Source organism: Streptomyces sp. NPDC097107, assembly GCF_044762405.1.
GTDB lineage: Bacteria > Actinomycetota > Actinomycetes > Streptomycetales > Streptomycetaceae > Streptomyces > Streptomyces thinghirensis.
Genome location: NZ_JBIWEF010000017.1, coordinates 59,949 through 71,570 on the forward strand (window position 1 = coordinate 59,949; position 11,622 = coordinate 71,570).

At 72.6% G+C, this 11,622-nt stretch carries 15 protein-coding genes; 8 read left to right on the top strand and 7 right to left on the bottom strand.

Going from position 1 to position 11,622, the window contains the following annotated elements; all coding sequences use genetic code 11:
* Positions 1-28 precede the first annotated feature (28 nt).
* Positions 29-484 (bottom strand): ATP-binding protein, encoded by a 456-nt coding sequence (locus ACIQ1J_RS31710; RefSeq protein ID WP_403562268.1) that lies wholly within the window; start codon positions 482-484, stop codon positions 29-31.
* Between the two features lie 145 nt (positions 485-629).
* On the opposite strand from ACIQ1J_RS31710, the gene ACIQ1J_RS31715 reads away from it, so the two are divergent.
* From ACIQ1J_RS31715 to ACIQ1J_RS31725, 3 genes are all read left to right on the top strand, one after another.
* The gene (locus tag ACIQ1J_RS31715) at positions 630-1,214 is read left to right on the top strand and encodes a PRC-barrel domain-containing protein (RefSeq protein ID WP_403562270.1); all 585 of its coding nucleotides are present in this window, start codon (positions 630-632) and stop codon (positions 1,212-1,214) included.
* Positions 1,211-1,627 carry a PRC-barrel domain-containing protein gene (locus ACIQ1J_RS31720; RefSeq protein ID WP_403562272.1) on the top strand — a complete coding sequence of 139 codons (417 nt, stop codon included), beginning with the start codon at positions 1,211-1,213 and terminating at the stop codon, positions 1,625-1,627. The genes ACIQ1J_RS31715 and ACIQ1J_RS31720 overlap by 4 nt, the downstream gene beginning before the upstream one ends.
* Before the next feature lie 265 nt (positions 1,628-1,892).
* Complete coding sequence (locus ACIQ1J_RS31725) at positions 1,893-3,179, top strand: streptophobe family protein (RefSeq protein ID WP_403562274.1); 1,287 nt, start codon at positions 1,893-1,895, stop codon at positions 3,177-3,179.
* A gap of 25 nt (positions 3,180-3,204) precedes the next feature.
* Here the strand turns inward: ACIQ1J_RS31725 and ACIQ1J_RS31730 are convergent, their stop codons facing one another.
* Positions 3,205-3,615 (bottom strand): hypothetical protein, encoded by a 411-nt coding sequence (locus ACIQ1J_RS31730; protein ID WP_403562276.1) that lies wholly within the window; start codon positions 3,613-3,615, stop codon positions 3,205-3,207.
* A gap of 301 nt (positions 3,616-3,916) precedes the next feature.
* Between ACIQ1J_RS31730 and ACIQ1J_RS31735 the strand changes: the two genes are divergently transcribed.
* Positions 3,917-4,375, top strand: coding sequence for a nuclear transport factor 2 family protein (locus ACIQ1J_RS31735; RefSeq protein WP_403562278.1), 459 nt, complete (start codon positions 3,917-3,919; stop codon positions 4,373-4,375).
* Between the two features lie 84 nt (positions 4,376-4,459).
* Positions 4,460-4,753: a DUF1905 domain-containing protein gene (locus ACIQ1J_RS31740; protein WP_403562280.1), complete on the top strand. Its 294-nt coding sequence runs from the start codon at positions 4,460-4,462 to the stop codon at positions 4,751-4,753.
* Here the strand turns inward: ACIQ1J_RS31740 and mgrA are convergent.
* A complete protein-coding gene (gene mgrA / locus ACIQ1J_RS31745; protein WP_403562282.1) occupies positions 4,750-5,742 on the bottom strand; it encodes an L-glyceraldehyde 3-phosphate reductase in 993 nt (330 codons plus the stop codon). The two genes, ACIQ1J_RS31740 and mgrA, sit on opposite strands and share 4 nt — an antisense overlap.
* A gap of 127 nt (positions 5,743-5,869) precedes the next feature.
* Between mgrA and ACIQ1J_RS31750 the strand changes: the two genes are divergently transcribed.
* The gene (locus tag ACIQ1J_RS31750; protein WP_403562284.1) at positions 5,870-6,754 is read left to right on the top strand and encodes a LysR family transcriptional regulator; all 885 of its coding nucleotides are present in this window, start codon (positions 5,870-5,872) and stop codon (positions 6,752-6,754) included.
* A 25-nt stretch (positions 6,755-6,779) separates the two neighbouring features.
* Positions 6,780-7,295: a DinB family protein gene (locus ACIQ1J_RS31755; protein WP_403562286.1), complete on the top strand. Its 516-nt coding sequence runs from the start codon at positions 6,780-6,782 to the stop codon at positions 7,293-7,295.
* On the opposite strand, the gene ACIQ1J_RS31760 is transcribed toward ACIQ1J_RS31755, so the two are convergent.
* Together ACIQ1J_RS31760 and ACIQ1J_RS31765 are read right to left on the bottom strand one after the other, a co-directional pair.
* Positions 7,277-8,359 (bottom strand): adenosine deaminase, encoded by a 1,083-nt coding sequence (locus tag ACIQ1J_RS31760; RefSeq protein WP_403562373.1) that lies wholly within the window; start codon positions 8,357-8,359, stop codon positions 7,277-7,279. The two genes, ACIQ1J_RS31755 and ACIQ1J_RS31760, sit on opposite strands and share 19 nt — an antisense overlap.
* Before the next feature lie 159 nt (positions 8,360-8,518).
* On the bottom strand, positions 8,519-8,923 hold the full coding sequence (locus ACIQ1J_RS31765) for a VOC family protein (RefSeq protein WP_403562288.1): 405 nt from the start codon (positions 8,921-8,923) through the stop codon (positions 8,519-8,521).
* A 137-nt stretch (positions 8,924-9,060) separates the two neighbouring features.
* On the opposite strand from ACIQ1J_RS31765, the gene ACIQ1J_RS31770 reads away from it, so the two are divergent.
* The gene (locus ACIQ1J_RS31770; protein WP_403562290.1) at positions 9,061-9,519 is read left to right on the top strand and encodes a pyridoxamine 5'-phosphate oxidase family protein; all 459 of its coding nucleotides are present in this window, start codon (positions 9,061-9,063) and stop codon (positions 9,517-9,519) included.
* 241 nt (positions 9,520-9,760) lie between these two features.
* On the opposite strand, the gene ACIQ1J_RS31775 is transcribed toward ACIQ1J_RS31770, so the two are convergent.
* Both ACIQ1J_RS31775 and ACIQ1J_RS31780 read right to left on the bottom strand, forming a co-directional pair.
* Entirely contained in the window at positions 9,761-10,678 is a 918-nt protein-coding gene (locus ACIQ1J_RS31775) for an aldo/keto reductase (RefSeq protein ID WP_403562292.1), read from the bottom strand.
* Between the two features lie 12 nt (positions 10,679-10,690).
* Positions 10,691-11,581 (bottom strand): glycoside hydrolase family 19 protein, encoded by an 891-nt coding sequence (locus tag ACIQ1J_RS31780; protein WP_210960871.1) that lies wholly within the window; start codon positions 11,579-11,581, stop codon positions 10,691-10,693.
* Positions 11,582-11,622: the final 41 nt, after the last annotated feature.

Sequence of the window (11,622 nt, forward strand, 5' to 3'; positions counted from 1 at the left end):
CCCCGCACTCAGATGCGGGGCGGCACGTTCACGACTCGGTGAGGGGCATCACGGCGCGCACCCGCTTGCCGACCGGCACGCGTTCGACGACGACCGCTTCCGCCAGGGCGTGGACGATCTCCAGACCGTGCCGACCGACGCGCTCGGGGTCGCGGGGGAAGCGCTGGGGCACCGCGCCGCTGCTGTCGTAGACGCTCACCGCCATCGAGGTGCCCGTGCCCTCCAGCTCCAGGATGTACGGGCCCTTGCTGTGGCGGTCGGCGTTGGTGATCAGCTCGCTCACCACCAGCAGCACCGCGCCGTCGGCGCGCGGGCCGATCTTCGCGCACCACTCGGTCCTCAGCTGATCGAGGAAGAGCGAGGCGAAGGAACGCGCCTGCGCTATGCATCCCGGCTCACCGGAGTAGTGTGCCGCCCGCCTCAGCGGTTCAACGGGTACGTCGAAACCAGTCGGTATCACTACCCCGTCCAGGTACTCGGTCATGCGTTTCTCTCTCGGAAGCCGGACTGGCCGGACACTGCTGCACCTGTCCTCGTACCCCGGGTCGGGCCGCGCAGTCCCCGTGTCTTCGTACTGCGGGCATCGTCACAGTGGCGCGGGGAACCCGAGGGTGCGGGAAGGGTGTGCGATGAACGAACTGATGACCGCGCGAAGCCTCACCACCCGGCCGGTGGTCACCCTCGGCGGCGATGCCGTCGCCCACGTCAAGGACACCGTATGCGACGCCACCGCGAGCCGGATCACCGGTTTCACCCTGACCGGGCGGGGTCTGCTGTCCGGCCCGATGAAGGAGGGTCTGCCCTGGTCGGCCGTGCACGCGCTGGGCCATGACGCGGTGATGATCCGCGACCGGCGGGGGCTGGTGGCCGCCGCGGCCATGATGGTGCACCAGCAGACCCTGCGGGCCCGGATGCTGGGGGCGAGGGTGGTGACGGAGACGGGGGCCGAGATCGGTACGGTGCTCGACGTCGTGGTGGAGGGCGGCACCGGCGGACGGGTCGTCGGCTTCCGGGTGGCGGCGAGCAGGAGGTTCCTGCCGGGGCCGGCCCGGCGTCGGCGCCGGGTGTACGTGCCGCGCGGCGAGACGCTCACGGTCGCCGGCCGGGCCCTCGTCCTGCCGGAGGACGCGATACGGCATGTCGCGGACGACCTGCCGGGCTTCACCTCCCTGGTCGGCGGCGTGCCCGGGTACTGGAAGGGCTTGCTGCCGTGATGCTGTTCACGGAGGTGCGGGGGCTCCCGGTGGTGCCGCCGGCCGAGGCCGGGCCGCTCGGCACCGTGACGTCCCTGACCGTCGACGTCGCGTCCCGCGCGGTGAGCCATGTGAGGCTCCGCGGCAGCCGTCTGCGCGGGGAGAGCGTGCTGCCGTGGGACGCGGTGCACGCGGTCGGCCCGGGCGCCGTCCGGGTCCGTTCCACCGCCGCGCCGGACCCGGCCCCGCCCCGCCACGACCTGCTGGGCCGCCGGGTCCTGACCGAGGCGGGCGCCGAGCACGGCACGGTCCTGGACGTGGCGTTCGATCCGGAGACCGGCCGTCTCCTCGCGGTCTTCACCACCCGGGGCGAGGTGTCGGCCGACCGTCTGCTGGGGCTGGGCGACCACGCCCTCGTCGTCCGGGCCGGCTGAGCCACGGCCACCGGTTCAGGCGTCGCAGGCCGGACGGCGGAGACCGGCTGAAGCATTCGGGGCCCATCGCCGTCACCGGCCGAACGACCCGACGCCGCCAAACGACCCGACCCCGCCGAGCGACCCGACGCCGACCCGTACGCTCCCCGGCCCCGCTCCACCGGGCGTCGGCCCCACACCCTGCGCCCCCACTCCCCCGAACGCCGGCCGACGCGGACGGCCCTGCCGGCGGGCGCGCCCGGTGGGTGCTGCATAGCGTGGCAGCGTGAGTTCGCGAACCCCCTCCGGCCCTCCCCGCCGGGCAGGCGCCCGTCACGGCTGGATCCAGGCACTGGTCACGGTGCTGGCCGGGCTGGTCGCCATGGGTGCCGTGGCCGCGCTCGGGCTGTGGGCGGCCGGGGCCACGGGCCTGCCCGACAACGCCTTCCCCCGCGTCGTCACGGCGACCGTCGTCACCGCCGTGGGCGGCACGCTGGAGGTGGCCGGTGATGCCGGGGGGTTCGCCGACACCGACGCGGGGCTGACCGTGCTCCCGCTGTCGGTCACGCTGGCCGGCGCGCTGGTGATCGCCCGGGGCTTCCTGCGGCCGCTGCGCCACCGGGCCGTCGCCGGCGCCCCGGAGCTGGCCGGGTGGGCCGGACGGATCGCCGTACTGTGGCTGCTCGCCCTCCTCGGGCTGGCCTTCGCCGCCCGCCAGACCTTCGAGGTCTCCCTCGGCGAAGGCGTCCTGAACGACCTCGGCGACCTGTTCGGCGTCACTCCGACGGTCGGCTTCACCACGGACGTGCCGCTGACCGTCCTCTTCGGGCTGCTGTGGCTGGCGGGGGTGCTCGTGCTGGCGCTGCTGGTCTCGCGCGGGGCCCCGTTGCCCGGGCGGCTGCTGCGCCTGCAGACGTCGGTGCGGCCGGCGGCGTACGCGATGGTCGCGTTGCTGCTCGCGTACGTCGTCGTCGGCGTCGTCGTCGGGCTGGTCGTCGCGGGGACGCGGGGGCACCCCGCGGACACCTTCGCCGTACTGCTGCTCGGCCTGCCGAACCTGGCGTGGCTCGCGCTCACGATCGGCCTCGGTGCCACCTGGGACGGGCGCGTGGAGGGACCGTTCGGGCTGCCGATGCCGCACGTGCTCGACGAGGTGCTGCGCGGGCCGGACGTCTCGACGCTGAACGTGGGCACGCTCGCCGGGCACGACGGGCGGATGTGGTGGCTCGTGGCCGTCGCGGCGGTCCTGCTCCTGGCGGCCGGGGTCCTCCTCGCATCCCGCTCCCCGGACCGGATGCCGGCCTGGCTGCACGCCGTGCACATGGCCGTGGCGCTGGCGCTGACGGTGCTCATGATCGGGCTCGTCGGCCGGCTCTCCGCGCACTACGGCCTGTCGGTGCTCGGCATCGGCGACCTGGGCGGCGGACTGGCCGGGCAGTTGTTCCTGCGGCCGCGTCTGTGGAGTGCGGTCGGTCTCGCACTGGCGTGGGGGTTCGTCGCCGGGTTCCTCGGCGCGTCGCTCGCGCGGTGGGCGGGCCGGCGGGGCGGCAGGACGCCTGCTCGGTCCCGGTGACACCGTCGGAAGGCGCTCGGGTGGCTCAGGCCACGGGGACGACGAGGGGCGGGGAGGCCCGCTGCATGCGCAGCGCGTCCACGGACTCGGCCATGAGTTCGTACTCGGTGGTGTCGTCGCTGGTGGCGATGCGCACCAGGCGCCCTGCGGCCAACTCTTCGGCGATCGACTCCTGTTGGACGTCGTCGGCGCACCAGGCGCGCATCACGCGCGGCACGTCGGGTGCGTCGTCGGCGACCGGAGTCAGGGCGCCGCGCGGTAAGTGGGGGGTGTCGGGTTGCGGATCGAGCCGTTCGGCGATCCAGGACGCGCGGTCGCGCAGCCACCACAGGGCGAGGGCGAGGGTGGGAGCCCGGTAGGTTCCCAGGGGTACACCGATGCGCCGGCCGTCACAGACACCGTAGGCGGTGACATGACACAGGAACTCGTCGTGCACTGCTCCCCTCCCCCCGTCGCCCAGCCGGCCTGCAGGCCGGGCATGGCGTCCGTGCGGCTCGCGTGCTGTGCGTGAGGGCGCTGTCGCATGCTGTGAGACGCCCTAGAGGTGAGTATGTTCACTACTGAACCACTGTCACCATGAATTTCCGGCCAGTCTCCTGGCATATTCACGACACTTGATGGCTGAAATGCCGCGGCGCGCGATCCCGTCTTCATCACCCCCGGCGCGCCCTCTTCCGGGGCCCGGAAGCGCGCCCGCATGACCCCCGGGGCAATCGACGGCGCGGACGGGCGCGGGCATGGTTGCGGTACCGGGTCGCCGCGACCGGCATCCGGTTCCTGACCTGCGCGTACCACCACGATGGAGGCTGATCGACCGGTCCGCACCCACCCGCCGTTACGAGGATGCCGTCGCCCGCTACTTCGAGGCCTGGAACGCCGGGCCGGACGCCCTGGCCAAGGCGGTCGCCGCGGCCTGGACCAATGACGGCGGCTACACCGATCCCCTGGCCGACGTCCGTGGCCACGAGCAGATCGCGGCCCTGATCGCGGCGGCGCACGAGCAGTTCCCGGGCTTCGTCTTCCGGCTGTCCGGTTCCGTGGACGGGCACCACGACACGGCGCGCTTCTCCTGGGAACTGGTGAGCGAGGCCGACGGCTCGGCGCCCGCGGCCGGGTCCGACGTGGTCACGCTGGACGGCGAGGACCGGATCCGGTCCGTGTTCGGTTTCCTCGACCGGGTGCCTGCCGGGGCTTGACCGGCCGCGGCCGGCGATGAGTTCCGTCGCTCCCAGGGGCCTACCGGGAAACGGGCCACCGACACCACTGGGAGCGAGGACATCATGACCATGCAGAGGGTTCTCGACGAGGAGTTCACCGCCGAGCTGCGCGAGAGCCCGAACGAGGGTGGCTGGACGCATCCGGTCTGGCCGAAGTCCGCCGAGTTCTTCGGCACCCGCGGACTGGTCAAGGTCCGCGGCACCGTCGACGGGCAGGCCTTCCGCAGCTCCTTCATGGCGCTCGGCGACGGCACGCACGAACTGCCGGTGAAGGCCGCCCTCCGCAAGGCCGTCGGCAAGGAGCAGGGCGACACGGTCACGGTCCGGCTGGAGGAGCGGCTCGGCCGAACGTCCTAACGCGTGACGATCTCGTCGATGCGAGCCAGTTCGTCGGCACCGAAGTCCAGGTTGCCGATGGCCGACACACTGTCCTCGAGCTGCCCCGGGCTGCTCGCGCCGACCAGGGCGGAGGTGACGCGGCCCCCGCGCAGCACCCACGCCAGGGCCATCTGGGCCAGCGACTGGCCGCGGGACTTCGCGATCTCGTCCAGGGCACGCAGCTTGCCCACCAGTTCCCCGGTGACCGCGTCGGAGTTCAGGAAGGGGCTGTCGCTCGCGGCGCGCGAGTCCTCCGGGATGCCGTCGAGGTAGCGGCCGGTCAGCAGGCCCTGCTCCAGCGGGGAGTAGGCGATGGAGCCGACCTTCAGCTCGTCGAGGGCGTCCAGGAGGCCGCTGGTCTCGGGGCGGCGGTCGAGCATGGAGTAGCGCGGCTGGTGGATCAGCAGCGGGGTGCCCAGCTCGGCGAGGATGCGGGCGGCCTCGCGGGTCTGCTCCGGGGAGTAGTTGGAGACACCGACGTACAGCGCCTTGCCCTGCTGCACCGCCGTGTGCAGGGCGCCCATCGTCTCCTCCAGGGGAGTCTCCGGGTCGGGGCGGTGCGAGTAGAAGACGTCGACGTAGTCCAGGCCCATGCGGCTCAGGCTCTGGTCGAGGGAGGACAGCAGGTACTTGCGCGAGCCCCACTCGCCGTACGGGCCGGGCCACATCAGGTAGCCGGCCTTGGTGGAGACGACCAGCTCGTCGCGGTACGGCGCGAAGTCGGCCTTGAGCGCCTCGCCGAGCGCGGACTCGGCGGAGCCGGGCGGCGGGCCGTAGTTGTTGGCGAGGTCGAAGTGGGTGACGCCGAGGTCGAAGGCGCGGCGCAGGATGGCGCGCTGGGTCTCGACGGGGCGGTCCGGGCCGAAGTTGTGCCACAGGCCGAGCGAGAGCGCGGGGAGCTTCAGGCCGCTGCGTCCGGTGCGCCGGTAGGGCATGTCCGCGTAGCGGTCGGTGTGTGCGGTGTACAACGCGACTCCAGAGGGGTTGGCACCCGGGTACGGGGCTTGGGCGGAACCGTGCCCCACTCTGTCGTGACCTGCGGGCAGTGGTCCAACAGAAGAATCCGATGGAATTGTGCGGCTACGCTTCTCAGTCATGGAACTGCGTCATCTCCAGCACTTCGTGGCGGTCGCCGAGGACCAGCACTTCACCCGCGCGGCGGAACGGCTCATGGTGTCCCAGTCCGGCCTGTCGGCGTCCATCCGGTCCCTGGAGCGGGAGCTGCGGGCGCCGCTGTTCGTGCGCACGACGCGCCGGGTGACGCTGACGGAGGCGGGGCGGGCGCTGCTGGGCGAGGCCGAGCGGATCCTGGCCCAGGTGCGGTCGGCGCACGAGGCGGTCGCCGCGGTGCAGGGCGTGCTGCGCGGGACGCTGTCACTGGGCAGCGAGCAGTGCATCGCCGGGGTGCCGGTGGCGGGGCTGCTGGCCGCGTTCCGCGGGCGGCATCCGGACGTGGAGATCCGGTTGCGGCAGGCGGGCTCGGGCGAGCTGGCGGAGGAGGTCGCGGCCGGGCGGCTCGACCTGGCCTTCGCCTACCGTACGCAGGCGGACACCGACCAGCTGCGCTCGGTCTCGCTGGCCGGCGAACCGATGACCGTGCTCTGCCATCCCGGCCACCGCCTCGCGGCGAACGGCGCGGCGCTGACGCCGCACGATCTCGCCGACGAGGTCTTCGTCGACTTCCACCCGGACTGGGGCCCGCGCCGCGTCACCGACACCACCTTCGCCGAGGCGGGCGTACGGCGGACCGTCGCGCTGGAGGTGAACGACGTGCACGGGCTGCTCGACCTGGTCGACGAGAACCTCGGCATCGCCGTGGTGCCGCGCCACTTCCGGCACAAGCGGGCCTCGCTCACCTCGCTGCCGCTGGAGGGATCCCCCGAGACGGCGTACGAGACCATCGCGCTGCTGCCACCGGCCGAGGCCACCAGCCCGGCCGCGCGGGCACTGATGGGGCTGCTGGAAACGGGGAGCGGGTGAGCGCGGACTGCGCGATGGTGGACGCATGCATGCAAAGGACATCCTCATCGAGGGCTACGGCCGTATCCAGGAAGAGGTCCACGCCGCCGTCGAGGGCCTGGACTCCGGCGGCCTGAACGCGCGTCCCGCCGGCGACGCCAACTCCGCCGCCTGGCTCGTCTGGCATCTCACCCGCGTCCAGGACGACCACGTCGCGGACGCCTTCGGGCTCGACCAGGTGTGGCTGAGCGGCGGGTGGGAGAAACGCTTCGGCCTCGGCCTGCCCCGCCACGACACCGGATACGGCCACAGCTCCGCGGAGGTCGCGAAGGTGCGGGTCGACTCGGCCGGCCTGCTGACCGGCTACTACGACGCCGTGCACGAGCGGACGCTCGGCGCCCTGCGCTCCCTGGCCGCCACGGACCTGGAACGGATCGTGGACGAGAACTGGGACCCGCCGGTCACCCTGGGCGCGCGGCTGGTGAGCGTCCTGTCCGACGATCTCCAGCACGTCGGACAAGCGGCCTATGCGCGCGGGCTCGTTCAGAGCTCCGCTTCGTAGCCCGGCAGGACGACGTCCTCGATCAGGGCCCGGCGCTCGTCGAAGGGCAGGAAGGCGCTCTTTACCGCGTTCACCGTGACCGTGCGCAGGTCCTCGGCCGTCCAGCCCGCCTGCTCGACCAGCAGGGACATCTCACGGGTCATCGTCGTACCGGAGACGAGGCGGTTGTCGGTGTTGAGGGTGACGCGGAAGCCGAGGTCCTTGAGCGCGGTGATGGGGTGCTCGGCGATCGAGGTGGCGGCGCCGGTCTGGAGGTTGGAGGTCGGGCACATCTCCAGGGCGATCCGGCGGTCGCGGACCCAGCCGGCGAGGCGGCCGAGCTTGCCCGCCGTGAGGTCCGGGATGTCCTCGGTGATGCGCACGCCGTGGCCGATGCGCTGGGCGCCGCACACCTGGAGCGCCTGGTGGATGCTGGGCAGCCCGTGCGCCTCGCCGGCGTGGATGGTGAAGGGCACGTTCTCCCGGCGCAGGTACTCGAAGGCGTCGAGGTGGTCGGCGGGCGGGAAGCCGTCCTCGGCGCCCGCGATGTCGAAGCCGACGACACCGGCGTCCCGGAAGGCGACCGCGAGGTCGGCGGTCTCGCGAGTGCGGTCGAACATCCGCATCCCGCACAGCAGGGTGCCGACGCGCACCGGGGTGCCCGCCGCCGCCGCCTTGGCCATGCCGGCGGCCAGACCCTCCTGGACGGTCTCGACGACCTCGGCGAGGGCCAGTCCGCCGCTGGTCATCAGCTCGGGGGCGTAGCGGACCTCGCCGTAGACGACGCCGTCGGCGGCGAGGTCGAGGACGTACTCCTCGGCGGTGCGCAGCAGGCCCTCGCGGTTCTGCATCACGGCGAGGGTGTGCTCGAAGGTGGCGATGTAGCGCACCAGGTCGCCGGAGTTGGCGGCCTCGCAGTACCAGGCGGCCAGCTCGGCGGGGTCGGTGGTGGGCAGGCTGTGGCCGACGGCCTGGGCCAGCTCCACGACGGTCGCGGGGCGCAGGCCGCCGTCGAGGTGGTCGTGCAGCACCGCCTTGGGGAGGCGGCGGAGGGTCTCGGTGTCCATGCGGGTCTCGGTGTCCATGCGGGTCTCGGTGTCCATGCGGGTCCCGGTGTCCATGCGGGTCCCGGTGTCCATGCGGGTCCCGGTGTCTATGCGCGTAGATGACATGTGCGGTCGTTCCTCGGCGAGTCGTTGAGCGGGGGTGCTGGGCAAGGCTGCCGGGCAGGTGTGCCGGGCAGGTCAGGAGTCGGCGGGCTGGAGCAGGTCCCAGCGGTTGCCGTACAGGTCCCGGAAGACGGCGACCGATCCGTAGGGCTCGTGCCGGGGCTCCTCCAGGAAGGTCACGCCCGCGGCCGCCATGCGGGCGCGGTCGCGGGCGAAGTCGTCGGTGTACAGGAAGAAGCCGACGCGCCCGCCCGTCTGGTCGCCGACCCGGGAACGCTGGGCCTCCCCCTTGGCGCGGGCCAGCAGCAGGGCGGTGCCCGGCGCCGCGCCCGCCGCGCCGCCGGGCTCGACGACGACCCAGCGGGAACCGTCGGGCCGGGGCGCGTCTTCGACGAGGCGGAAACCGAGGACCTCGGTGTAGAAGCGGATCGCCTCGTCGTAGTCGTCGACGACGAGGGTGACCAGGGCGATGCGTCTCATCGGTGCCTTTCGGGGACGGGCGATTGACGGGCGATTGACGGGAGAGGTTATACGTAAAACGCACCGCGACGCCAGTCTCCGGTCCAGCGTCTCGGGCCCGAGGCGCGGGGCGCGGCCCGTCCACTACCGTCACGGCCATGAAGATCACCGCGCCACCGCGCGAGCCCCGGCAGCGCAAGCAGGACGTGCTGGACCGGCTGGAAGAGGAGATGGACATCTGGGTGGCCACGGCGGACGCCGACGGCCTGCCCTGCATGGTCCCGCTGTGGTTCGTGTGGCACGGGGAGTCGGTGTGGCTGTGCACCCGGCTCACCAACCCGACGGGCCGCAACCTGCGCGACGGCGGCCGGGCCAGGCTGGCGTTCGGGCACACCCGGGACGTCGTGCTGATCGACGGCGAGGTGGAGACGTTCGGCCTGCGGGAGGCGCCGTCCGCGGCGGCCGGGGCGTTCCTCTCGAAGACCGGCTGGGACCCGCGCGAGGCCAGCGCGTCGTACGCCTGGTTCCGGGTGCGTCCGCTCGCGGTGCAGGCGTGGCACGAGCAGCGCGAGCTGAAGCAGCGGCACATCATGCGGGACGGCGCCTGGACCGTGTAGCGCCCGTACGCCCGTACGGCGCCGCACGGTCCGGGCGCCGCAGCCCGCAGCCTGCGGCCCGCGGCCGACCCAGACGCCGCAACCGGTCCGGGCACCTCAACCCACCACCGACCCACACGCCTCAACCGATCCGGACGCCTCAACCCACCACCGACCCACACGCCTCAACCCACAGGCGACCTGACGCCTCAGCCCTCCGCCCGCAGCCCGCAGCCCTCAGCCCGCAGCCCGCCACGGCGTCTCAGCCGGTCCGGGCGCCGTCGAGGCGCGTCAGGTCCTCCTCGGTGAGCCGGAGGGCGCCGGCCGCGACGTTCTCGGCGAGGTGACCGGGGTTGCCGGTGCCGGGAATGGCCAGGACGCCCGGGCCCTGGTGCAGGGTCCAGGCGATCCTCACCTGCGCCGGGCTCGCGCCGTGCGCCCGGGCCACCGCACGGACCTCGTCCTCGTGGGCGGCGCCGGCGCCCTGCGGTCCGGCCTCGCCGGCGATGGCGTAGAAGGGCACGAAGGCGATGCCCTGCTCACGGCACAGGGCGAGGAGTTCGTCGGTGGCGGGGTCGTGGAAGCCGAGGCCGTAGCGGTTCTGGACGGATACCACGGGGGCGATGGCCTGGGCCTCGGCGAGGTGCCGGGGCTCCGCGTCGCAGATGCCGAGGTGGCGGACGAGGCCCGCCTCGCGCAGTTCGGCGAGGGCGCCGAAGTGTTCGGCGATCGAGTCCTGCCGCATGCGGCGCAGGTAGACGACGTCGAGGTGGTCCCGGCCGAGTTGGCGCAGGTTCTCCTCGACGTGGGCCCGCAGTTCCTCGGGCCGGGCGGAGGTGCCCCACGCCCCCGACCAGTCGCGGTACGGGCCGACCTTGGTGGCGATCACCAGGTCGTCGGCGTACGGCGCCAGCGCGCTGTTGATCAGCTCGTTGGCGGAGCGCAGGGAGGAGAAGCAGAAGGCGGCGGTGTCGATGTGGTTGACGCCGAGTCCGACCGCCCGGCGCAGTACGGCCAGGGAGCGCGCGCGGTCGCTCGGCGTGCCGAGGTGGAAGGCGGCGCCGCCCGTCAGCCGCATCGCGCCGAAGCCGATGCGGCGGACGGGCAGGTCGCCGAGGTTCCAGGTGCCCGCGGACTCCGCGGTGATCGTTTCCGAGGTCAGCGGCGGAGTCTCGCACACACCCGGGACGGCTCAGCAGTAGAGGTTGCCGCCCGGTGAGACGCCGAGGATCTGGCTGAACTGCTGGTACTTGGAGACGCGGCTCTGCACCTGCGCGGGGTTCTTGCCGTCGCACTCCAGGGAGCCGTTGATGGAGCGGATCGTCTGGCCGAAACCGGCGCCGTTGACCATGGCGTTGTGGCCGGTCATGCTGCCGGGTCCGGACTGGGTGTTCCAGTACCACAGGGCGGTCTTCCAGGCGACGGCCGCGTCGTTCTGCACCAGCCAGGGGTTGTTCAGCAGATCGATGCCGAGCGCGTCGCCCGCGGCCTTGTAGTTGAAGTTCCAGCTGAGCTGGATCGGGCCGCGCCCGTAGTAGGCGGCCTGACCGGCCGGGCAGCCGTAGGGCCGGCCCCAGTCGCAGTAGTGCGGATAGTTGGCGGTGTTCTGCTCGACGATGTGCACGAGTCCGCCGGTCTCGTGGCCGACGTTGGCGAGGAAGGCCGCGGCCTCCTGCTTCTTGGTGGTGTCGCTGCCGGTGTTGGCGAAGCCCGGGTAGGCGCTGAGCGCGGCGGTCAGACCGCTGTAGGTGTAGAAGGAGTTTCTGCCCGGGAACATCTGGTTGAACTGGGCCTCGGACACCACGAAGTTGCCGACCGGAGTCTCCGAGCCGCCGTCGCAGGCGTACGGCTCCCAGTACCAGGTGCTGATGAGCGGGTCGTAGCCCGGGTTGGCGTGCTCGGCCCGGTAGGCCTTGCCGTCGGTGTAGCGGACGATGTCACCGGCGTTGTAGTTCGCGTCGGCCGACCAGGCCGGGTAGCTCGAACACGCGGCGGCGGACGCCTGGGCGGCGGGCAGGATCACGGGCACGGCTCCTGCGAGGGCGAGCACGGTCACCAGGGCGGATATACGGCGCCTCGACACAGGTCTGCCTCCTTCGACGGAGCACGGCCGCTCCCGTACAA

Bases quoted from the DNA above. Each gene is read 5' to 3' on its own strand.
- ACIQ1J_RS31750 (WP_403562284.1), top strand. From the start codon at position 5,870: ATGGAACTGCGTCATCTCCAGCACTTCGTGGCGGTCGCCGAGGACCAG.
- ACIQ1J_RS31735 (WP_403562278.1), top strand. From the start codon at position 3,917: ATGGTTGCGGTACCGGGTCGCCGCGACCGGCATCCGGTTCCTGACCTG.
- ACIQ1J_RS31710 (WP_403562268.1), bottom strand. From the start codon at position 484: ATGACCGAGTACCTGGACGGGGTAGTGATACCGACTGGTTTCGACGTA.
- ACIQ1J_RS31715 (WP_403562270.1), top strand. From the start codon at position 630: ATGAACGAACTGATGACCGCGCGAAGCCTCACCACCCGGCCGGTGGTC.
- ACIQ1J_RS31765 (WP_403562288.1), bottom strand. From the start codon at position 8,923: ATGAGACGCATCGCCCTGGTCACCCTCGTCGTCGACGACTACGACGAG.
- ACIQ1J_RS31740 (WP_403562280.1), top strand. From the start codon at position 4,460: ATGACCATGCAGAGGGTTCTCGACGAGGAGTTCACCGCCGAGCTGCGC.
- ACIQ1J_RS31760 (WP_403562373.1), bottom strand. From the start codon at position 8,359: ATGGACACCGAGACCCGCATGGACACCGAGACCCTCCGCCGCCTCCCC.
- ACIQ1J_RS31770 (WP_403562290.1), top strand. From the start codon at position 9,061: ATGAAGATCACCGCGCCACCGCGCGAGCCCCGGCAGCGCAAGCAGGAC.
- ACIQ1J_RS31755 (WP_403562286.1), top strand. From the start codon at position 6,780: ATGCATGCAAAGGACATCCTCATCGAGGGCTACGGCCGTATCCAGGAA.